Raw genomic sequence first — 20,250 nt, 5'->3', positions numbered from 1 at the left:
TTTTTCCGTTCCTGTCTCGAAAGAGCCCTGTTTTATGGACCAATTCCAAATCTTCACCGACGCAGTCGGTGGCAGCACTGGTCTGTCGGCATTGGTGTCTACCCTGCCGCTGTTGACCTTCTTCATCATGCTGCTCGGCGTGAAAGCTCGCGCTCACACCTCGGGTTTTGTTGCACTTATCGTTGCAATTCTCGTGGCCATCTTCGGCTTCCATATGCCGACCGCGTTTGCTATCTCTTCCGCGTTCCGCGGTGGCCTGTTCGGCCTGTTCCCCATCGTATTCGTCATCCTGACGGCCATCTGGTTCTACCAGATCACGGTCGCTTCGGGTCGTTTCGAGGACCTTCGTCTTGTGTTCGACAAGATGGGCAACGGTGACGTTCGCATCCAGGCGATGCTCATCGCTTTCTGCTTCGGTGGCCTGCTTGAAGCCCTCGCCGGCTTCGGTGCCCCGGTTGCTATTACCGCGACGATGATTCTCGCGCTCGGCATCCCGCCACTGAAGGCCGCCACCGTGGTGCTTATTGCGAACACCGCTCCGGTGGCATTCGGCGCCGTCGCTATTCCGATTACCACCGCAGGTGACGTGGGTGGTCGTACGCTGGAGCAGACCGAGAACATCGCCGCCATCGTCGGCCACCAGACCCCGGTTCTGGCGTTCTTCGTGCCGTTCATCATTGCGCTGCTTATCGACGGCTTCCGTGGCGTCAAGGAGACTGCCCCGGCCGCAGGTGTCATCGGTCTGGCTTTCGCGATCGCCCAGTGGTGGACCTCCAACCACTTCGCCTACCAGCTCACTGACGTTATCGCCTGCATCGTCGCACTTGGCGCCGCGTTTGTGCTGCTGCGTTTTTGGCAGCCGCGCGGTGTGGAAGCCATGCGTGAGCGCCTCGGCCTCGAGCCGTACGCTGACGAAGATGGCGACACTGAAGCGCTCACCGGCAGCCGCGTCTGGATGGCACTCATGCCGTACGCAATCGTCGTTGTCGTGTTCGGCCTGGCAAACCTGGGCACCACGATTCCGACCTGGCTCAAGCAGTTCAAGATCTCGTTCCCGTGGCCAGTCATCGATGGCCAGCTGCTCAATGCTGCGGGCGAGGCGGTCAACACCGACTACTCATTCGCCTACATCAACAACCCGGGCTCGCTGATGGTCATTTCCGCCATCATCGTCTCCATCGCCTACATGGTGTTCAACGACAACGGTCGCTACAGCCTCACCTGGGGCCAAGTTGGTAAGGAGTTCGTGGACACCGCATGGAAGATGCGCTGGTCCGCCGTCACCATCATGCTGGTGCTCGCACTGGCATACGTGATGAACTACTCGGGTCAGACCGTGACCATTGGTGAGTTCTTTGCCAACCTCGGCCCGGCATTCGCGTTCTTCGCTCCGATGCTTGGCTGGGTCGGCGTGGCTGTGACTGGTTCCGACACCTCGGCCAACGCCCTGTTCGCCAACCTTCAGGTCACCGCCGCGAACAACCTTGGCCTCAACCCGGACCTCATGCTGGCTGCTAACACCACCGGTGGTGTTGTGGGCAAGATGATCTCCCCGCAGTCCCTCGCAATTGCCGCTACCGCGGTGAGCATGGAGGGCAAGGAGTCCGAGATTTTCAAGAAGGTCGTGGGCTGGTCCTTCGGCTTCTTGCTCGCAGTGTGCGTGATAGTCTTTCTGCAGTCGAACGTTCTAGAGGTCCTTGCTCCGGTCGTTCCGTAACTGCCATCCTTTTACGGTGCTCCCGAGGTCCAAGTGACCTCGGGAGTTTCGTCGTTTTCCCTGAGATTTCCCATGATAGGAGCCCGAAATGCGAGTAGCTCTGTTTTCTACTTGTATCGGCGACGCCCTCTTCCCTGACGCGCATAAGGCCTCGGCCATTGTGCTTTCCCGTCTCGGCTATGAGGTTGTCTTCCCCGAGCAACAAACCTGCTGCGGCCAGATGCACGTCAACACTGGCTACAAAGAACAAGCCGTCCCAATCATTGAGACGTACGTCGATGCCTTTGCAGACTCGTCGATTGACTACGTTGTGGCTCCTTCGGGCTCCTGCGCGGGCGCTGTCCGCGAGCAGCACGTCGAGCTTGCGGAGCGTTTCGGCTCCAAGGCGCTTGTCGACGGCGCAAAGATCGCCTCGAAGAAGACCTACGATCTCTCCGAATTCATCGTTGATGTCGCCGGCACCTACGACGTGGGCGCATTCTTCCCGCACCGCGTGACCTACCACTCCTCTTGCCACTCCCTGCGCTTCCTTAAGGTCGGCGACCGTCCGACCGAGCTGCTGCGCCACGTTGAGGGCCTTGAGCTTGTGGATCTGCCGAACTCCGAGGAGTGCTGCGGTTTCGGCGGCACATTCTCTGTGAAGATGCCTGAGGTGTCTTCCGCGATGGTGTCCGACAAGGTCCGCCACATCAAGGAGACCCAGGCGGAGTTTGTCACCGCTGGTGACTCCTCTTGCTTGATGAACATTGGTGGTGCACTGTCTCGCCAGCACCAAGGCATTCGTGCCGTGCACATGGCTGAGATCCTCGCCTCCACCAAGGAGCACCCGCTGACCCCGACGTCTGCGGTGTACACGAAGGAGAAGATGCTGTGAAGGTTGCACTCGGACAGCCCACGATGCCGCCGTTTGCCAACGGCCCGGCTCACCTGCGCGGCAAGGAGAAGTTCCAGAAGGCTGCGCACCACGAACTTAACGACGTCACCAAGCGCCGTAATTACCAGTACGCCACCACGACCATTCGTGTGAAGCGTCAGAACGTTGTCGACGAGCTGGATGACTGGCAGCAGCTGCGCGAAGCAGGCTCCACCATTAAGCGCGACGTTGCGGCACGTATGCCCGAGCTGCTTGAGCAGTTCGAGGAGAACGTGACCAAGCGCGGTGGCCACGTCCACTGGGCTCGCGACTCCAAGGAAGCCAACGAGATCATCCAGGGCCTGATCAAGGAGACTGGTGAGGACAAGGTCGTCAAGATCAAGTCCATGGCAACCCAGGAAATCGCTCTGAACGACGAGCTGGAAAAAGCCGGCATCTTCGCTCAGGAGACCGACCTGGCTGAGCTTATTGTGCAGCTCGGCGAGGACTTCCCGTCCCATATTCTCGTCCCGGCGATCCACCGCAACCGTGCGGAGATCCGCGACATCTTCGCCGCGAAGATGCCGAACACTGACGAGACGCTGACTCAGGAACCTGCGGAGCTTGCAGAGGCTGCACGTCAGTACCTGCGCCAGCAGTTCATGGAGGCAAAGGTTGCCATCTCCGGCGCTAACTTCGGTTGCGCCGACACTGGCACCGTCTCCATCGTCGAGTCTGAGGGTAACGGCCGTATGTGCCTGACGCTGCCGGAGACGCTTATCACCGTGATGGGCATTGAGAAGCTCCTGCCGAGCTTCGATGACCTCGGTGTGTTCCTACAGCTGCTGCCACGCTCCTCCACTGGCGAGCGCATGAACCCGTACACCTCCCTGTGGTCCGGTGTGACCGAGGGCGACGGCCCGCAGAACTTCCACATTGTTCTGCTGGACAACGGTCGTACCGCCGCAATGTCTAACGAGATCGGCCGCGAGGCACTCAAGTGCATCCGCTGCTCGGCTTGCTTGAACGTGTGCCCGGTCTACGAGCGTGCCGGCGGCCACTCCTACGGCTCCACCTACCCGGGCCCGATTGGTGCAATCCTGACCCCGCAGCTCACAGGTATCGACTCGTCCGATGACCCGAACGGTTCCCTGCCGTACGCATCCTCGCTGTGTGGTCGCTGCAACGAGGTTTGCCCGGTGAAGATCCCGATCACCGACATTCTGTTGGAGCTGCGCTACCAGAAGGCGAAGAACGAGCCGAACCGCATGGAGCAGGCCGCGTTCGCGTCGCTGGCACAGGTCTGGGGTCGCAGCAATGTGTGGAACCGTCTGGTCCGCATGGTTGCGCTTGGTCGTGTGCTCGGCGGCTTTAACGGCAAGATCGAGACCATGCCGCCTCCAATCTCCGGCTGGACTGGCTACCGCGATGTTGCGGTGCCGCCGAAGAAGTCCTTCCGCCAGTGGTGGGAGACGGACGAGGCGAAGCGTCTGCTGTCCGAGGCACGTGAGCAGGGCATTCCGAACGGCCAGAAGGTCAACACCAAGCCGATCGAGGAGGAGAAGTAAATGACTACCACTACTGGTAATGCTGCAGGCTCCCCCGCCCGCGACTCCCGTAACGAGGCTGCGAAGCGCGAGATTCTCAAGCGCATCCGCAACGCCCACAAGCTCTCTAATGTTCCGGAGCATGTCGAGGTGGTCCGCGAGTACCGCACCACGTCCGACATCAAGGGCGACGAGCTGCGCGAAATCCTTATCGACCGTCTTGTGGACTACAAGGCTGACGTTGTGGAAACCACCGAGCAGACGCTTGGCGACGACCTGCTGAAGGTGCTTGCAGACCGCAAGTGCAAGGACGTTGTCTACGCACCGGGCCTGGATGCCTCCCTGTTCGACGGTTTCTCCGGCACTGCCCGTCCGGATGACGTCACGTCGGATCCGCGTGCGCTGGGCGATGTGGACGCCGTGGTGACGGATTCCCACGTCACCTCCGCGCAGACCGGCTCGATCGTGCTGGAGGCTGGCGACGTGTGCGGCCGCCGCGCGCTGTCTCTGGTTCCGGACCGCCACATCTGCATCGTGCGTGCAAATTCCGTGGTCTACGGTGTGCCAGAGATGATCGCCCGTATCAACCCGGAGCACCCGGCCACGATGATTTCTGGCCCGTCCGCTACTTCTGACATCGAGCTCGTGCGCGTCGAAGGCGTGCACGGCCCGCGTGACCTCATCGTCATGGTCGTGAAGTAACACTCCCTCTTCCCCGGCGCCTTCGCCGGGGCGAGATACACGAAATGGCCGGTCCCTTTTGGGGCCGGCCATTTCGCTGTCATTGTTTCCCGTGTCACGCCGTTCCCGCGGCGCACAATCATTATGAAACACCGGTGTTGAGAAACCATGGCGTGTGGCTGAGAGTGTCCTGAGGGTTTCGTCGTGAAGCGCTGCACCAATTTCTTCTGCCCACACACGGGGTGCTAGTGTGATCGGCATTGTCTCCGTAGCTCAGTGGATTAGAGCATTGGTTTCCGGTACCAAAGGTCGCAGGTTCGAATCCTGTCGGGGACACGCTGTGTTATCTCGAGACATCGTTCCTTCGGTGTCTCGAGATTTTTGTTCGTGGGGTCGTTCCGGGAGTGCAAGTTCGCAGCCCTCTCCTTGTCGCGCCCGTTGACACGCGGGCGGTATTAGACTTTTTGTTGTCAGGAGGCTTCGGAATGGGCTCTCGGTTCGAAATGGGCTTTGGCGGCGCACTTGCCGCAAGAGAAGAGAATGGAGCGCCATGGGTTCCGCCATGGTGGCAGAGATTCGTGATCGTCCCCTTGGCCGTCCCCGCCATGTATATCGTGTTTCCTGTTGACAGGGATAATTTCAACCTAAGCAACTTACTCAAACCGGCCGCGTGGACACTGGGGGTCTACTACATCGTCATTTTGCCAATCTTTGACCTCCGCAGGTATCGCTGGGATAAGAAACACGACGAGTAGCAATAAAGGTGACATCTTGAACGCTTCGACATCCATCGCCTACCACCTCCTCGGACGCGCGTATCGACGACCCGCCACACCGCCCAACACTGACAACCCCACTCCACCCCGGCCGGCATGGTGGCGTCCGTTGATTGAACTCGTCATCGCTCTGGTGCTTTTGGTCACGCTAACGAGCGCGGCGATCGGCCTGTTCTACCTGTACGAGAAGATCGCCCATCCTGAGGTCAGCGCGTTCGCGGAATACTCGTTTTTGGAGCATCCGTATCTCGCAGCTGCAACATTTATTGGGTGGGTGGCGATGATCCCCGCGGGGTTCATCGCTGCCCGAGTGACAGGCCGCGACCCCCGTGCGCTGTGGTCCAGGGAACTGCGCTTTAGGTGGCGCAACTTCGGGCTCGCCTTGCTACCCGCCCTGCTGTTCCTCGGCGCCGAGGGCATCTACGCGGTGGTTATCTCGGACCGGTCCCAGGCGACTTTTACTCCTATGAATGTCGCTGCACTGGCCGTCATCGTCGCGATGGCACCGCTCCAGTCGCTGTCCGAGGAACTCTTTTTCCGCGGCTCGCTTGTGCAGATCACCGGCCAGTGGTTCTCCCTCGCCGTGATTGCGTACTTGATTCCGCTGCTGTTTTTCTTGTCAGGCCACCACTACGAATGGCAAGGCATGGTCAGCGTTACCGTGTTCGCGCTGTGCGCCACCTTCCTCACTCACACAACCGGTGGTATTGAAGCGGCGGCTGCGGTGCACGCCGTTGGCAACACGTTCGCCTACGCGCCGGACGCATTCGGTGTGGACGGGGTTGACTTGGCGGTGTCGTCGTCAAGCGATCTTGCGATCTCTGTAGTGGCCACCGTGGCGGCGACCGCCGGAGCGTATCTGCTCATTAAGCGAGCTACTTCTCAACCAGCAAATTGCCGGTCAAACAATTGTTGACGTGTCACCATTACTCCGTTACAGTCGGCGCCACACGTAACGACATCGAATAAAGGAGACGCAATGACTAACCTGACCGGTACTTACAACCTCGACCCTGCCCACTCCACCATCGGCTTCACCGTGCGCCACGCGATGGTGACCAAAGTCCGCGGCGAGTTCACCGACTTCGATGCAACACTAACCATCGCCGAGAACCCGGCCGAGAGCACCGCGACGGGCACTGTGCGCACCGCGAGCGTCGATACGAACAACGCTGATCGTGATGAGCATGTGCGTGGCGACGACTTCTTCGCCGTCGACAAGCACCCGGAAATGACGTTCACCGCCACCGAGTTCAACATCGATGAGTCGGGAAACGGCTCCGTCACTGGCGACCTCACCATCAAGGGCACCACCAAGCCGATCACGTTTGACGTCGAGACGTTTGGCGTCGAAGAGGATCCGTTCGGCAACACACGCATCGGCTTCGAAGCTCGCACCACCATTAACCGCACGGACTTCGGCATCGACTTCCAGGCACCGCTGAACTCCGGCGGCATGCTGGTCAGCGAGAAGGTCGGCATCGAGATCGAAGGCTCCGGCATCAAGCAGTAGGCCTTATACTCGCCGCCATGGAGCGGAAAGTGTTTACCCGCCATCCAGGCGGTCTACCCGCGGCATTCGTCGCGGGTTTCGTCATTGTGGCAGTCGTCGTTGCAGCGTTGAGCGGCGAACTCTACGGTGCGCTGTTGTTTGGATTCGTGGTGGTGCTTTGGGGGCTCTGGATTTTCTCCCGCAAAGTGGCGCTGGTTCTTGACCACGACTCCCTCACCACCACCCTTGGCAGCCGATCCAGAACCATCTCATATTCGGACATCAAGGACGTGCGCCCCGGAGAAGAACCCAGCCTGATCCACTTCACCGGTATTGCCATGCTGACCGACCAGCCGGACCGCTACGCCGATGCGGACGCGTTCACCCTCGGCGGGCCCACGGTGCGCATCTGTGTCCGCAATGCAGATGACTGCCTCGTTGCCGTGGCGGATCAAGACCACGTGCAGCGTGCAATTCGCGAAAGAATCGGCGCGTAGCGTGGCGATAGCTGACAACTCCGGTAGATTCGGTTAAGCGAAACCTTAGGTATGGAGAAAAGGAGCCTGGCTATGTTGAAGTCGGTCACGAGACGCGTCGTCAAGCGAAGTGCTGCAGCACTCGGCGCGCTGGCACTCACCTTGTCACCACTGACCGCAACCCCTGCTCACGCGCAGCCGACTTCCCCTGTCATTACGTGGGAGTCGTGCCCGTTCTACGTTGATGCCAAGGGCGCACAGTGCGGCCGCATTTTGGTGCCCATGCACTACGACAACCCCAAGGCTGGCGACATTTCCGTTGGCTTTATCAAGATCCCGGCTCAAAATCCGGGTGCACGTCGTGGCGCGATCTTCGGCAACCCAGGCGGGCCTGGTGGCGATGCTTACAGCTTCTTCGGCATGAACGAAGGCATGAAGTGGCCGCAGGAGATGCGCAACGAGTGGGATCTCGTAGCGGTACAACCGCGTGGCCTGATTGGTTCTACTCAGTTGAAGTGCGCTGACCCTGCAATGAACGGCCCTGCCGACATAGCGAAGCTGACATGGGACGCCACGGTCACCCAAGGCGGACTCACCCGCGAACTGTGCGAGAAGCCTCGTCCGGGCTACACCAAGACGATCACCACCTACAACAACGCCCGTGACTGGGACATGGTCCGCTGGGCGCTTGGATACGACACCATCTCAATCATGGGCTTGTCGTACGGCACGTACTTGGGCTCGGCGTACGCGTCGATGTTCCCCAACCGCACCGACAAGGTCGTCCTCGACTCCGCGATGAACCCGAACGACCAGTGGTCGAAGATCCTGCTGGACCAAAAGGGCGGCTACGAACGTGCACTAAACGAGTACTTCGCGTGGGTCGCCGCAAACGACGCAAAGTACCGCATGGGCAATACCCCACTGAAGGCGTACCAGTACTGGTCGAACGTGGTCGTCGCACAGTCCGGCACTAACCCGACCGTGACCCCACCGCCAGCCCGTGTGGGCGACCTTCCGCCTGCACTCGCGTTTGCCGGCCAAGCGGGCGCAGACGCTATGTCGGCTGCCGGCAAGGCCCGTGTAGAGGGCGAAGGCATTATCTCCCGCATGCTCAACCCGGGTGCGAACCAGGTGTCATCACCGCTGCTGCTGGCCACTCGCAATGTGCTGCCCTCGCCTGCGGACTGGGACTCGCTTGCACGGCTCACCAATGGCTCGCTAAAGCAAGACCAGGCCAAGCCGGCGCCTGAGTTGATGAAGTTCCTCCAAGACGAGTCCATCGCCCGCAACGAGTTGCTCGCCGTGCAGACCTGCAACGAGAACATCGCTGCGCCGGACTACGGCCTTATTCCGGAAGCGTTTTGGGCCAACCAGACCGGCGAGGTCATCACCGCCCCTGCTCTGCAGTTCGGCTCTGGTGTGACCTGCAACGGCGCAGCGCCAGTCACGGGCAAGGTGGCGCTCAACGGTTCGAAGCTGAAGACTCGTCCACTGCAGATCAACGCCACGCGTGATCCGCAAACCATGTATGCGGGACGCTTCGGCATCGCCCAGCCGATGGGCTCGCACGTGGTGACGGTTCACGGCCCGGGCCACGGTCACGTCGGGCGCGGCAACCAGGCTGTCGACCGTCAGGTTGTCGAATACCTGCGCACCGGCAACCTTGGACCGGTTGATCAGCCGGGGTACTTCAACCAGGGATAGCCCCGCGCATAGGCGTCAGCCCGTGATGGAGTTCGTAGCGACGAACCACATCACGGGCTGCATTATTTTCTAAAACTCTGTGTTTTAGAACTCTGCCGGCATGATCATCCAAGCAACGATGTATGCCAACAGGCCCGGCATTACCCCGGCGAGTACCAGCAGGATGAAGACCACGCGAACGAGGGTGGAGTCCACCCCGAAGTATTTCGCTATGCCACCGCATACGCCCGCGATGTACTTATCAGTCATTGACCGTTCAAGTCGCTTCGGAGTGTTACTAAAGTTCTGGGAGCTATTCATATAAGACATGCCTCCATCAAACTCCGCTTCCCTCGCTCCGGCAATGGTTCTGGAAACATGTTGCGATATTTTTACGAACCGTCAGGGGTTCGTGGGTCGGCCGCAATGACATCGTTCAGCCAGGTTTGAAGCACGTCCCTTTGCTCGTCTGTCAGTTGATCAAAGATCAGACGGCGGACGGTTTCGACGTGATCCGGCACTGCAGATTCCAGGCGTGTGAAGCCTTCATCGGTGATAGTCACCAATACGCCGCGCGCATCGCCCGGACACACCTTCTTCGACACCAATCCGCGCTTTTCCATGCGTGTGACCTGGTGCGACGCACGCGAGCGGTCCCATTGCAGCTCGGCACACAGTTCGCGCAGTCGCATTGTCCGTTCTGGGGCTTCGGAAAGCACCACCAGGATTGAGAACTCGGGAGCAGACATGGCTGCGGTTTCCTGCAGCCGCTCATCGATGGCGTTATTTACCTTCTTCGAGGCAGCCAGGATCAGTCGCCAGAGGTGTTGCTCGTCCTCAGTAAGCCAGCGCGGTTGAGTAGCCATAACCGATGATGTTATCCAATCCCCTTATGAATCCCCTTTAAGTCATCCACTGCGTAGGTCCGTGCAGCCGATACGCGGTCGAATCGTTGCGGGAAACACGTGAGCACGAGCACCTGTGAGTGCTTGCCTACCTGGCTAAATAGCGAGTTCATGCGAGCGAGGCGCTCCGGGTCGGTCGCACCCAACGCGTCATCAACAACTACCGGCACAGGAGCACCTGTCCCCTCTCCGGACACCAGGTCTGCGATGGCAAAGCGGGTCAGGATTGCTAACTGCTCCTTGGTGCCTCCCGAGAGTTGATCGAGTGGCACCGTGACGCCATCGACGGTGCGGTCCGTAATCGTCAGGTCATCGCCATAGTTGAAATCTACGCTCGGGCCGAACAGGATTCGGGCACGCTCGCGCACTGCGGCATTAAACGGCGCCGCGTAGCGCGAACGGGCAACGTCGCGGTGGCGGTGCATAGTCTCGCGTAGGAGTTTCACCGCCTCTGCCCGTCGCGTTGCACGGTCAAGGGCGGCTTGGGCGATCTCGAGCTCCGCAGCAGCATGGTCGGCTTGCTCGGCAGTACCGGTGGCCATGTCGATGTATCCGGTGAGCTCGCGGATTCGGTTCTGTGCATCGTTCTTGCGCTTCTCCAGATTGCTCAGACGTGTGGTGGCTCCCTCCAGCAGGGATGCGGCGAATTCGGGATCCGCTTCCGCCAATTCCGCCTTTAGCGCGTCAACAACCTGTTGGGATTCGGTTTCGTCTTCACGCGCTTGCTGGAGAGTTTTGTCCAAATCTTCGGCACGTGTTGTTTCCTCCGCACGGGACAGTTCCGCGGCTGCTGCAGAGGCTTCTGCTGTTTTTGCCTCCAGACGGGTCTCCAGGACGGTCAGCGTGTGTGCTGCGGTTTTGTCTGCGTAGGGTTTCAGTGCGGCTTCGGCAGCGTCCACGTCACGTTCTGCGCTAGCGAGCGCCTTTTGCGCCTCGCGCAACGCTTCCTCTGCGTCTGCTTCGTCCACCTCCGCTACGGCATCGGATGCAGCAGTGTCTTTCAGCGCTGCCGCAAACTCTTCAGCCTGTGCCGACAGTTTGGTCCGCTCGGCACGCAGTTCGTCGGCGGATGCACCGGCGAGGGTGTCGTCGAGACGCTGGCGCGCCACCTTGAGCTCGGAGGCGTACTCCTGAGTGGCGTCGCGGGCGGCACGGGCCTCATCAACGCTGTCGCAACCGGTGGCGGCAAGTGCATCAGCAAATGCGCGTTCTGCCTTCTCTACGGCGCTTTGGGGATCTGCGGTGCCTTGGGCTGCGCGGAACACCACGCCGAATTCACCCAACTGCAACGTGGAGCCCTCGAAGACCGCGACGGTTTCCGTACCGTTGATGGGGCGATCATCGCCATCGACAGTGATCGTCGCATGATCTGCGGTGATCTCTAGTTTTGCCGAGGATGCGTCGCGCAGACGGCGCTGGAGTGTGACCTCGTTTTCTGCCTGTTCAAGGTCCCGAATGTGTTTGTCAGTGACGTCGCGCTCTGGCGCGTTGGAGAGCAGTTCTTTATACGCCTGCTCTACCGTGCCAATGCGTTCGAGCTGCTCGTTGATGGTCTTGAGGCGACGCTTCGCCCGTGCAAGATCCCGCAAGGTCTCTGCATGTTTGGATGCAGTGCGTGCGTCTGTAAGTCGTGTCTTCGCGCCCTCGACATCCGCAAGAAGGGTTGCTATCTTCTCCCCTTCCTCGTTACGGGCTTTTCGTGCAGGCTCAATCTCTTCACGGAGCTGAGCTTCCTCATGTTTGACCAACTCCACGCGCTTCTTCAGGGCGTTGCGGTCTGCTACATCCTGCTCAGCACGTTTGCGAGTGATCGTCGCTCGCTCGAGGCGCTCCTGGGCGGTAGCTGCCTTATCGCGGACCTGGTTCGCCGCAGCGCTTGCCTGCTCGCGCTCACGCAACTCTTGCTCGGCATCAGGCAGTTCCTTGTCGATGCTGTCGATCTCACTCTTGCGTCGCTCAACCTCATCGACGTACTGCGACAGCTGCTGCACTTCCGCTTCGTGTGTTCGCAGCTTCTCGCGGGCATCCTCTACGGCGGTAAACAACGCCGCATAGGGTGCTTTCTTCTTCGGTGGCTGCGCGTTGGTCCAATATTTTCCGTATTCGGCATCAATGGCGCGGGCGAGGTCTGAATCTTCCTCACCGGTTTCGCCTTCTCCGGCTTCCGCGTCAAGGGCACGAGAGATCGTCGGGATACCGGCAGCAGCGATCGCTGGATCGAGGTCCCCCTGGCGGAGAAACAGCGTCTGAGTAAGCGCTGTATCCAGGTGCTCGTCCAGGATCCGCAAAAGCTCATCGTCGGCTTCGCGGCCGGTGAAGTTAGCGCGGACCGGCGTGTGCACCGTCAGCTCTGATTTCTTTCCCTTGAGCCATCGCTTGCGCACGGTAAACGTGGTGCCGCCAATCGTGGCGTTGAGTTCTACCTCTGGTGATTCGTCACGTCCTGCGGGTGCAAGAGCGCGAATCTTCTTGCCGCCGCCAGTGTGACGCTCGTTGAGTACTGCATCAAGCGCGTCCAAGATGGTCGACTTGCCGGCCTCGTTGCGTCCGTGGACAACGATGACGCCTGTATCCGGCAGGTCACGCAGCTCCAGGTGCTCAATCGCACGAACATTGTCGAGGGTCAGCGAATGGATACGCATGATTAGTGGACCTCCTTAGACAGACGGAACAACAAGTTCACGGCATCGCGCGCTGTAGCCTCATCGCCAGCAACACCTATAAGCTCGCGCATCGCCTCCTTGGCGTAACCCGTCAGCGGCAAGTTCTCTAGCTCTTCCTCGTCTGGCTCGAGGTGCAGGCTCATCAACCGCTCCCGCTCGTAGAGAGCGGCAAAGACCGGCTCTAACTCGTCTAACTCTCGTTGCAACGTACGGGTTGCTTCCAGGCCAAGCGTGCCGGAGAGCGCATACTTGATCACAGTCCGATCCTTCGCAGGATAGGCCTTCAGATCGTCGATAACCGCGGCAACATCGTCGGCATCGTTGACCTCCCAGAAGCGTGCTTCGAACGTCCAGGTGCCAACCGGAACCTTCTCAACTTCGACCGTGGATGTCAGACTGTCCTTCTCCACGGTCACGACTAGCGCGTTGCCGGAATCCACTTCCCCGCCCTTCGCGCCAGGTGAACGGTCGAAGTAGTCGGTGGTTTCCGGGGAGCCGGAGAACCACACTCGACCTGAGTCCGACAGTGATTGCGTGGAGTGGGTATCTCCCAACGCCACGTAATCGATCACGCCGCGACCGATTGCCGCATCTAGTTTGGCAATGTCGATAAGCGCCGCCGTCTCCTCGGTGCCATAGCCTTCCGCCTGGCCGTGACCCACCAAAATGCGCACGTTTTCTGTCGGCTCTAGATCCCGAATCGCCTTCGCGCACAAATCCTCGGAGGCATGCTTGGCCAGCAGTGGCGCACCGACAATCTCCACGCCATCTGAGACCTCCACGGGTGTGGAGTCTCCCAAAACCGTCACCCCCTCAATGTCAGAGGTGAAATTAAAGATGGAATCCGCCACCAACGGATCGTGGTTTCCCGGCAACAGATACACCGGCACCGGGAGATGCCGCAATGCTTCGAGTGCGCGCCCCCGCGTTTCGCGCTTGAGCGAATTGTGTTCGAACACGTCGCCTGCAACCACGATAAATTCAGCCCCGCGCTCTTCGGCGATCTCGCCGAGGCGCGTTACCGCGCGGAGCCGGGCTTCATTGAAACGCGATTGGGCGTCGGCGGACAGGAACTTCCTTGTCATGCCCAACTGCAGGTCGGAGGTGTGAATGAATGTCGTGCGCGTCATACCCACAACAACTACCACCCCATCATGACACAGCACACAATATATTCGAACATATGAACTATGAACGCGTGAGGTCGTCGTAAAGATCCTCGATATCTGCTACCGCGCGCAATTGGTCGATGTTGGTAAACGACACAGATTGCATCGCACGGTGCAGCAAGTGGATGTCCGAGTCCTCGATCATCGGCGCGATCTTCGGGCGTGGCAGATCGGGCAGGTCGTGGCCATCCCAGAAGTACGGCGAACCCGGCGCGGAGTTCTCGAGCGCCATGTTGTGTGATTCGCGCCGTTTGCGGTCTTCGAGCGCGTTAAGCGTGATGCCGCGCATGGAGAGGATGAGGCTCGGGTCGTCGTCGATAAGTTCGGCAGCGCACTGTGCGAGCGCGACCGCGTGCTTGCAAACTTGGGCGTTGTCCGGGCAGTCGCAGTAAAACCGCACCTCGTCGGGTGAGGAGCAGAGCAGGATGTCAAGGACGTCGTCATTGAGTTCCCCGGCACGGAGGCGCTCGAGGGAACCTGCTTCGCGCACAAGCGATCCGATGGCTGTTTCGATGTCTTCGCGGCTGCGGTGTGGCAGGACGAGTGTGGTGCGGAAGGGCTCGTTTTGGCTGCCTGCAACGTCTGCGTGCATTCCGTTGGTTACGGCGGTCAGCCCAAGGACGTGCCCGCCGTCGGCGTAGGTGCGGCCGCGTTTGGCGCGCGCGACGTCGGTTTGGCGCACTGCAGCGTTGAATATGCGCATCGCTGGTGCGGATAGCCTGTTGACGCGCGAGGGTTCGCTGGTCTGCGCCCCGGTTTCGGCTGGGCTGGAGACGCGTGTGCGTGCGCCGAAGTTGGCGTAGATGACGTTGTCTTCGCGTGGGCGTTTAGTCATTTTGCCCCCTGTAGCTGATCAGTTGTGCCAGATCATCGGTGTCCAGTTCGGTGATCCAGCCTTCGCCTTGGCCGACGACGGTGCCTGCGAGTTGGGTTTTGCCGTCGAGGATGTCTTGGATGGATTCCTCCATGGTTCCGCGGGTGATGATCTTGTACACGGTAACGTTTTTGTCTTGTCCGATGCGGAATGCGCGGTCGGTCGCCTGGTTTTCTACGGCTGGGTTCCACCAGCGGTCGAGGTGAATGACCATAGAGGCCGCAGTGAGGTTGAGTCCTGTGCCGCCGGCTTTCAGGCTCAGGATCATGGCGCGCGGACCGTTTTCAGTTTGGAAATCTTCCACCATCTTGTCGCGCGCGGTTTTGCCCACGCCGCCGTGGAGGAATGGGATCTTCCCGCCGAGGCGCTCCGAAAGGTAGGGCTGGAGGATGTCGCCGAAGGCCTTGTACTGGGTGAAGATCAGGACGCGCTGGTCGGTTTCGATAGCGTTGTCCAGCAGTTCCATGAGTTTTTGTACTTTGCCGGAGCGGTGGACGCCTTTGATGGTGACTGGGGAACCATCGCCAAGAAAGTGCGCCGGGTGGTTACAAATCTGCTTGATGCGCGTGATGGTGGACAGCACCAGCCCCTTGCGCGCAATGCCTTTTCGGTTCTGCAGTTCTTCCTGCATCGTGTCCACGAGCGCCTTGTACAGTGCGGCTTGCTCGGCTGTCATGTCTACGGCGATGACATGTTCGGCCTTTTCGGGCAGGTCGCTGATAATCGCCGTGTCAGTTTTCAGCCGGCGCATGATAAACGGCGCGGTGAGACGCTGAAGCCGCTCGCTCATCTCGAGCGCGACAGGATCTTCGCTGCGGGCCTCGATGACCTTGGCAAAGTGGTTGCGGAAAAACGACTGGGAGCCAAGCATGCCGGGGTTAACAAAGTCGAGGATGCTACGCAGCTCCGACAGTTTGTTTTCAATCGGCGTGCCGGTCAGCGCGATGCGGTGGCGTGCTGGCAGGGCGCGCACGCTTTTCGACGCCTGCGTGCCCGAATTCTTAATCGCCTGCGCCTCATCCAGCACCACGTGATCCCAACGCACCTTGGCCAGGTCTTTCACGTCGCGGGCGACCGTGCCGTAGGAGGAAATGACAATGTCCGCTTCTTCGGCCGCAGCGAACAGCTCGTCACCTTTGAGCCGTCCCGTGCCGTGGTGGACCCGCACCTTCATACCCGGCACGAAGCGGGCTGCTTCGCGCGCCCAGTTGCCCACTACTGAGGTCGGTGCGACCACAAGCGTTGGTCCGGTCTTCCTGCCGTTCGCCTCTTCCACCGCAAGCAGGGTCAGCAGTTGGAGAGTTTTGCCGAGCCCCATATCGTCTGCAAGCACAGCCCCTAGGTTGTTGCGGGACATGTAGTACAGCCAATCCACACCGCGGCGCTGGTACTCGCGCAGTTCGGCGTTGACAGTCTCAGGGACCTCTACGCGCTCAGGCGCGGGGCGGTCGGTGCCGCCGACAAGCGAGGTAAACCAGGGTGAGCCGGTAAACGCGATCGGGCTATCGTCGCCAGTTTCCAAGGCGAGCTGACGCAGCTCCGCAGCGGAAACCACGCCCTCGCCCTGCGCTTCTTTTAGCCGTTCGTACTCCGCGCGAGCCGCACGTGCGATCTCTGCAAGTTGTTCGGCATCTTCGCTGCCACCGGCTTCTGCAAGACGCGCGTGGATCTCGGCGGCTTCCGCCTCGGCGAGCGCGTTCTTCAGCGTGCTTTCCTTGAGCTTGTTCAGATACTTCGCGGACTTAGACAGATGCTTGGTATCGGCCAGCACCCACTCCCCGCGCAGTTTGATCAGCCCGGTTTTGGAGCGCGCAAGTTCCGCCATCTCATCGTCGGTCAATTCCACGCCGCCGACGGACAGGCGCCAGTCGTACTTGACCAGCGTGTCAAAGCCCATGCGAGTGACCGTGGCGGAATCGTGCGGGTCCTCGTGTCGGGCAAGTTTCAGTTGCGACGATGTCTCCGCCGTCGCCCACGTTCGCGGCAGCATGACGACGAAGCCTTCCGCACGCAACGCGGGCGCAACGTTTTGGACAAACTCGACGATCTGATCAGCCGTGAGCAGCACATCCCAATCACCGTCAGTACGCCCTTGGGCACCATGCAGTGAGGGATCGAGCAGCTCCGACACTGCGATCGCGGAGCGCAACTGGCCACGAAGGTGATCCGCCGACGCGCTATCAAAATCCGCCATGCGAACCGGGCGGGGTGAATCCGCCTGCGAGCGGACCTGGATCCGCACCGGCCACAACGGCTCCGCTGCAGCGGCGTCACTGTTGCTACTGCCGTCGCCGTCGCGGTTGGCGTCAAGATCTGTCAACGGCTCTTGCGGGTCTTCCGCAATGAAGACCAGCTGCAGATTCGCCGCGGTGATCGTGCCGTTCCAATCACCGATCTGCTGTGCCAGGCTCGGTCCGCCGCGACGAAGCGGGGTGTCGAACATCAGCGACAGCACAAAGTCGTGGCGCGGAAACGGACGGCCAGCTTCTGACGTCGCCGTATCACGCAGACGAGTCGAGGCAATCCAGTGCGTAAACGTCGTCGCACAATCCTCGCTTAACTTGTGGTTATTGGCCGTGAGCACGCCGGGGGCCACGGCGATCATCTCCGCGAGCCAGCCACGCTCCTCAAGACCTGTGCCCAACTGCCACTGTGCAAACCACTGGTTCTCCCGGTACGGCACATGGATGGACACCCGCCCGGCGCGGATGAACTTGGTCAACCCCGCATACATACGAATGAGCCAATACAGATCTGGTGCGATCGATTGGCGCTGCGACGGGGTTGCCGCCGGTGATGGCCCGTCGAGATGCGCGATGCTCTCCAAGAACCTGATCGCATCCTCGGGCGCAAACTTTGCCACGGGAGCGCGTAGCGTTACCTGGCGCCCTTTCGGAGTTTGCAGGAGCAGGATTTCTCGATGACGGAACCGGGAATCGTCGAGAAGCGAATGCACAATTGGCGGAAAAGTCCCTTCCGGAACTTGACCAATCGTCACAATTCTGTGGCCTTCTACCTGCTCAGCCCAAATGACAAGTCCAGCGTCGGACGTCCAGAGCCCGTGCAAAACGTATTTAGGCATACCCACCCTTATACCACTCACCCCGAAATTGACCCCTAAAAGTTTTTAAGGATTATGTGCAACGTAGAGCACCCTTGCGTTAAAGTGTGGCGAACGTTACAAGAAGATTGGAGAAACTATGTCAGAGAGTTTCTGGCTTGTCCTCGCGATCGTCCTCTACTTCGGTGTCATGGTAGCCATCGGATTCTACTCATGGCTACAGACCGAGAAGTACGACGACTACGTACTAGGCGACCGTGGCCTCAATCCGTTCGTCGCGGCGCTTTCTGCCGGTGCTTCGGACATGTCCGGCTGGCTGCTGATGGGCCTGCCCGGCGCGCTGTTCGTCTCCGGCCTCAGTGAGCTCTGGATCGCCATCGGCCTCTTCCTTGGCACGTGGGCGAACTGGAAGTGGGTCGCACCCCGCATGCGCGCCTACACGGAAGTGTCCAACGACTCGATCACGCTGCCGAGCTTCTTTGAAAACCGCACGCACGACCAGTCTCGCGCGCTGCGTTTCACCTCCGCAGTGATCATCATCGTTTTCTTCACGTTCTACGTCTCCTCCGGCATGGTCGCCGGTGGCCGTTACTACGAGTCCACCTTCGACGGTGACTACCTGACCGGTGTGTTGATCGTCGGTTCTGTCACCGTGCTGTACACCTTCATCGGTGGCTTCCTGGCTGTGAGCTACACCGATGCCGTGCAGGGCACCTTGATGTTCCTGGCTCTGCTGATTGTGCCGGTGCTCGCGCTGTTTGCACTCAATAGCCCGTCCGACGTCCTCACGTGGCCGACCTCCCAGCCGTACGGTCCGTGGGAGAACGGTAACCCCGACTTCTTCAACATGGTCGCTGGTGTCTCCGCAGCAACGATTATCGGCAACCTGGCGTGGGGTCTTGGCTACTTCGGCCAGCCGCACATTGTCACCCGCTTCATGGCGCTGCGCTCCCCTGCACAGGCAAAGGCCGCTCGCCGTACGGGCAGCATCTGGGTATTCATCTGCTTCGCCGGTGCAACAATCACCGCCCTGGTGGGCACCGCCTACTTCGGCCAGAAGTCCGCATCGGTGACCGACCAGTCCGGCTTTGAAACGGTCTTCCTCGACCTGGCTCGCATCATGTTCCACCCGCTGATCGCAGGTATCGTGCTCACCGCCGTGCTGGCGGCGATTATGTCCACGATGTCCTCGCAGCTGCTGGTCACCTCCTCGGCGCTGATCGAGGACCTCTACCGCATCTTTAAGAAGAACCCGAACCACACCACCCTGCTCGTGCTCTCGCGCACGATGGTGGTCGTCGTTGCCGCGATCGGCATGGTCATGGCGCTCAACCCGTCCGACACGATCCTGGGGCTCGTCGGCTTCGCCTGGGCCGGCTTCGGCGCCTCCTTCGGCCCGGTAATCCTGGCGTCGCTGTACTGGCGCAAGCTCACCGCGCCGGGCGCACTGGCCGGCATGATCGTCGGTGCTGTCACCGTGTTTGTGTGGGGTACCTACCTCAGCGACATCATCTACGAGATCGTCCCGGGCGTCGCCTTTGCCACCATCGCCATGGTCGGCGTGTCCCTGGCTACCCGCCCGAAGGAGGGCGTGGCAGAAGAGTTCGATGAGGCTATCGCTGCTACCGACTACGCCCTTGCACACCCGGACGCGACCTTCCAGGAGGCCCTTGAGGCAACCCGTGGGAACCAGGCAGGCTCAACCGCCGTCTAAGGAGGTATGCGTACCTACCTGACAATCCTGGTGATTCTCACCCTCGCGATCGTGCCGTTTCCCACGGCACGATCGCGTTTTTCTATCCCGACTCTCCCTCAGCGCGCGACTGTGCTGGGCTACGACCGCACCGCGTTTGGTTCCGGCTGGGCCATTGATGGCACCGGGTGCACGACACGCGAGCGCATCGTGGTCCGCGACCTTGACAGCACGCAATGCTCACCGGATATGCTGCCCGTCGCCCAAGCGCGTGCCGGCGCCGGCGCTACCGGCACCGACCCGTTTACCGGGGACGTGATGCGTCGCGAAGACATCGAGATCGACCACATCCTCCCTGTCTCCGCTGCGTGGGACCTCGGTGCGCACCGTTGGGACGACGCCACCCGCATCGCGTTCTACAACGATCCGCTCAACCTCATCGCCGTATCTTCCGCAGCGAACCAGGCCAAGTCCGACAAACTGCCCTCCGAGTGGATGCCGCCGAATCGCCGAGCCCGCTGCGCGTACGGCACCCGTATCGTGGAGGTGGCCACCCAGTACCGCCTTCCGTTACCGGCAGAAGATGTGAAAGTGATCAAACGTGCATGTTCCGGCGTTATGGGACTCGTCGCCAATCAACAACTGTGAGGTAGAGTA

The 20,250-nt window shown here is 60.4% G+C and carries 16 protein-coding genes and 1 tRNA gene; 11 read left to right on the top strand and 6 right to left on the bottom strand.

Features of this window, described 5'->3' with window-relative positions; genetic code table 11:
* The first annotated feature begins 34 nt into the window (after positions 1–34).
* The 9 genes from HMPREF2617_RS10200 (at position 35) to HMPREF2617_RS10155 (ending at position 9,249) form a co-directional block, all read left to right on the top strand.
* Positions 35–1,717 carry an L-lactate permease gene (locus HMPREF2617_RS10200; protein ID WP_070482780.1) on the top strand — a complete coding sequence of 561 codons (1,683 nt, stop codon included), beginning with the start codon at positions 35–37 and terminating at the stop codon, positions 1,715–1,717.
* Positions 1,718–1,805: 88 nt separating this feature from the next.
* A complete protein-coding gene (locus HMPREF2617_RS10195) occupies positions 1,806–2,591 on the top strand; it encodes a (Fe-S)-binding protein (protein WP_070421832.1) in 786 nt (261 codons plus the stop codon).
* Between the two features lie 23 nt (positions 2,592–2,614).
* The gene (locus tag HMPREF2617_RS10190) at positions 2,615–4,138 is read left to right on the top strand and encodes a LutB/LldF family L-lactate oxidation iron-sulfur protein (RefSeq protein ID WP_070421863.1); all 1,524 of its coding nucleotides are present in this window, start codon (positions 2,615–2,617) and stop codon (positions 4,136–4,138) included.
* The gene (locus tag HMPREF2617_RS10185; RefSeq protein WP_070421831.1) at positions 4,139–4,819 is read left to right on the top strand and encodes a LutC/YkgG family protein; all 681 of its coding nucleotides are present in this window, start codon (positions 4,139–4,141) and stop codon (positions 4,817–4,819) included. It abuts the gene before it with no gap.
* Positions 4,820–5,060: 241 nt separating this feature from the next.
* Positions 5,061–5,134 (top strand) — tRNA-Arg (locus HMPREF2617_RS10180).
* A 435-nt stretch (positions 5,135–5,569) separates the two neighbouring features.
* A complete protein-coding gene (locus HMPREF2617_RS10170; protein ID WP_141763051.1) occupies positions 5,570–6,490 on the top strand; it encodes a CPBP family intramembrane glutamic endopeptidase in 921 nt (306 codons plus the stop codon).
* 63 nt (positions 6,491–6,553) lie between these two features.
* A complete protein-coding gene (locus HMPREF2617_RS10165; protein ID WP_070421828.1) occupies positions 6,554–7,087 on the top strand; it encodes a YceI family protein in 534 nt (177 codons plus the stop codon).
* Positions 7,088–7,104: 17 nt separating this feature from the next.
* Positions 7,105–7,563: a hypothetical protein gene (locus HMPREF2617_RS10160; protein ID WP_070450152.1), complete on the top strand. Its 459-nt coding sequence runs from the start codon at positions 7,105–7,107 to the stop codon at positions 7,561–7,563.
* 72 nt (positions 7,564–7,635) lie between these two features.
* Positions 7,636–9,249 carry an alpha/beta fold hydrolase gene (locus HMPREF2617_RS10155; protein ID WP_070840646.1) on the top strand — a complete coding sequence of 538 codons (1,614 nt, stop codon included), beginning with the start codon at positions 7,636–7,638 and terminating at the stop codon, positions 9,247–9,249.
* A gap of 84 nt (positions 9,250–9,333) precedes the next feature.
* On the opposite strand, the gene HMPREF2617_RS10150 is transcribed toward HMPREF2617_RS10155, so the two are convergent.
* The 6 genes from HMPREF2617_RS10150 to HMPREF2617_RS10125 form a co-directional block, all read right to left on the bottom strand.
* Positions 9,334–9,549 (bottom strand): PspC domain-containing protein, encoded by a 216-nt coding sequence (locus tag HMPREF2617_RS10150; RefSeq protein WP_070421825.1) that lies wholly within the window; start codon positions 9,547–9,549, stop codon positions 9,334–9,336.
* A gap of 71 nt (positions 9,550–9,620) precedes the next feature.
* Positions 9,621–10,094 (bottom strand): MarR family winged helix-turn-helix transcriptional regulator, encoded by a 474-nt coding sequence (locus HMPREF2617_RS10145; RefSeq protein WP_070569867.1) that lies wholly within the window; start codon positions 10,092–10,094, stop codon positions 9,621–9,623.
* An 11-nt stretch (positions 10,095–10,105) separates the two neighbouring features.
* Positions 10,106–12,775: an AAA family ATPase gene (locus HMPREF2617_RS10140; protein WP_070840645.1), complete on the bottom strand. Its 2,670-nt coding sequence runs from the start codon at positions 12,773–12,775 to the stop codon at positions 10,106–10,108.
* Positions 12,776–12,777: 2 nt separating this feature from the next.
* Positions 12,778–13,926 carry a metallophosphoesterase family protein gene (locus tag HMPREF2617_RS10135; RefSeq protein ID WP_070840644.1) on the bottom strand — a complete coding sequence of 383 codons (1,149 nt, stop codon included), beginning with the start codon at positions 13,924–13,926 and terminating at the stop codon, positions 12,778–12,780.
* 58 nt (positions 13,927–13,984) lie between these two features.
* A complete protein-coding gene (locus HMPREF2617_RS10130; RefSeq protein WP_070421821.1) occupies positions 13,985–14,800 on the bottom strand; it encodes an SWIM zinc finger family protein in 816 nt (271 codons plus the stop codon).
* Entirely contained in the window at positions 14,793–17,921 is a 3,129-nt protein-coding gene (locus HMPREF2617_RS10125; protein WP_070840643.1) for a DEAD/DEAH box helicase, read from the bottom strand. Before HMPREF2617_RS10125 ends, HMPREF2617_RS10130 begins: the two co-directional genes overlap by 8 nt.
* 118 nt (positions 17,922–18,039) lie before the next feature.
* Here HMPREF2617_RS10125 and putP point away from each other — a divergent pair, with 118 nt between their 5' ends.
* Entirely contained in the window at positions 18,040–19,614 is a 1,575-nt protein-coding gene (gene putP, locus HMPREF2617_RS10120; protein ID WP_070840642.1) for a sodium/proline symporter PutP, read from the top strand.
* Positions 19,615–19,620: 6 nt separating this feature from the next.
* Entirely contained in the window at positions 19,621–20,241 is a 621-nt protein-coding gene (locus HMPREF2617_RS10115; protein ID WP_070482743.1) for an HNH endonuclease family protein, read from the top strand.
* Positions 20,242–20,250: the final 9 nt, after the last annotated feature.

The sequence above is a fragment of the Corynebacterium sp. HMSC070H05 genome, assembly GCF_001837615.1.
In the GTDB taxonomy this organism is placed as follows: Bacteria; Actinomycetota; Actinomycetes; order Mycobacteriales; family Mycobacteriaceae; genus Corynebacterium; species Corynebacterium coyleae.
This window is presented reverse-complemented; position numbering and strand designations above follow the sequence as displayed.

What these genes read in the sequence shown, in the direction of transcription:
- HMPREF2617_RS10200 (WP_070482780.1), top strand. Translation starts at nt 35, where the DNA reads ATGGACCAATTCCAAATCTTCACCGACGCAGTCGGTGGCAGCACTGGT.
- HMPREF2617_RS10195 (WP_070421832.1), top strand. Translation starts at nt 1,806, where the DNA reads ATGCGAGTAGCTCTGTTTTCTACTTGTATCGGCGACGCCCTCTTCCCT.
- HMPREF2617_RS10190 (WP_070421863.1), top strand. Translation starts at nt 2,615, where the DNA reads ATGCCGCCGTTTGCCAACGGCCCGGCTCACCTGCGCGGCAAGGAGAAG.
- HMPREF2617_RS10185 (WP_070421831.1), top strand. Translation starts at nt 4,139, where the DNA reads ATGACTACCACTACTGGTAATGCTGCAGGCTCCCCCGCCCGCGACTCC.
- HMPREF2617_RS10165 (WP_070421828.1), top strand. Translation starts at nt 6,554, where the DNA reads ATGACTAACCTGACCGGTACTTACAACCTCGACCCTGCCCACTCCACC.
- HMPREF2617_RS10160 (WP_070450152.1), top strand. Translation starts at nt 7,105, where the DNA reads ATGGAGCGGAAAGTGTTTACCCGCCATCCAGGCGGTCTACCCGCGGCA.
- HMPREF2617_RS10155 (WP_070840646.1), top strand. Translation starts at nt 7,636, where the DNA reads ATGTTGAAGTCGGTCACGAGACGCGTCGTCAAGCGAAGTGCTGCAGCA.
- HMPREF2617_RS10150 (WP_070421825.1), bottom strand. Translation starts at nt 9,549, where the DNA reads ATGAATAGCTCCCAGAACTTTAGTAACACTCCGAAGCGACTTGAACGG.
- HMPREF2617_RS10145 (WP_070569867.1), bottom strand. Translation starts at nt 10,094, where the DNA reads ATGGCTACTCAACCGCGCTGGCTTACTGAGGACGAGCAACACCTCTGG.
- HMPREF2617_RS10140 (WP_070840645.1), bottom strand. Translation starts at nt 12,775, where the DNA reads ATGCGTATCCATTCGCTGACCCTCGACAATGTTCGTGCGATTGAGCAC.
- HMPREF2617_RS10135 (WP_070840644.1), bottom strand. Translation starts at nt 13,926, where the DNA reads ATGACGCGCACGACATTCATTCACACCTCCGACCTGCAGTTGGGCATG.
- HMPREF2617_RS10130 (WP_070421821.1), bottom strand. Translation starts at nt 14,800, where the DNA reads ATGACTAAACGCCCACGCGAAGACAACGTCATCTACGCCAACTTCGGC.
- HMPREF2617_RS10125 (WP_070840643.1), bottom strand. Translation starts at nt 17,921, where the DNA reads ATGCCTAAATACGTTTTGCACGGGCTCTGGACGTCCGACGCTGGACTT.
- putP (WP_070840642.1), top strand. Translation starts at nt 18,040, where the DNA reads ATGTCAGAGAGTTTCTGGCTTGTCCTCGCGATCGTCCTCTACTTCGGT.
- HMPREF2617_RS10115 (WP_070482743.1), top strand. Translation starts at nt 19,621, where the DNA reads ATGCGTACCTACCTGACAATCCTGGTGATTCTCACCCTCGCGATCGTG.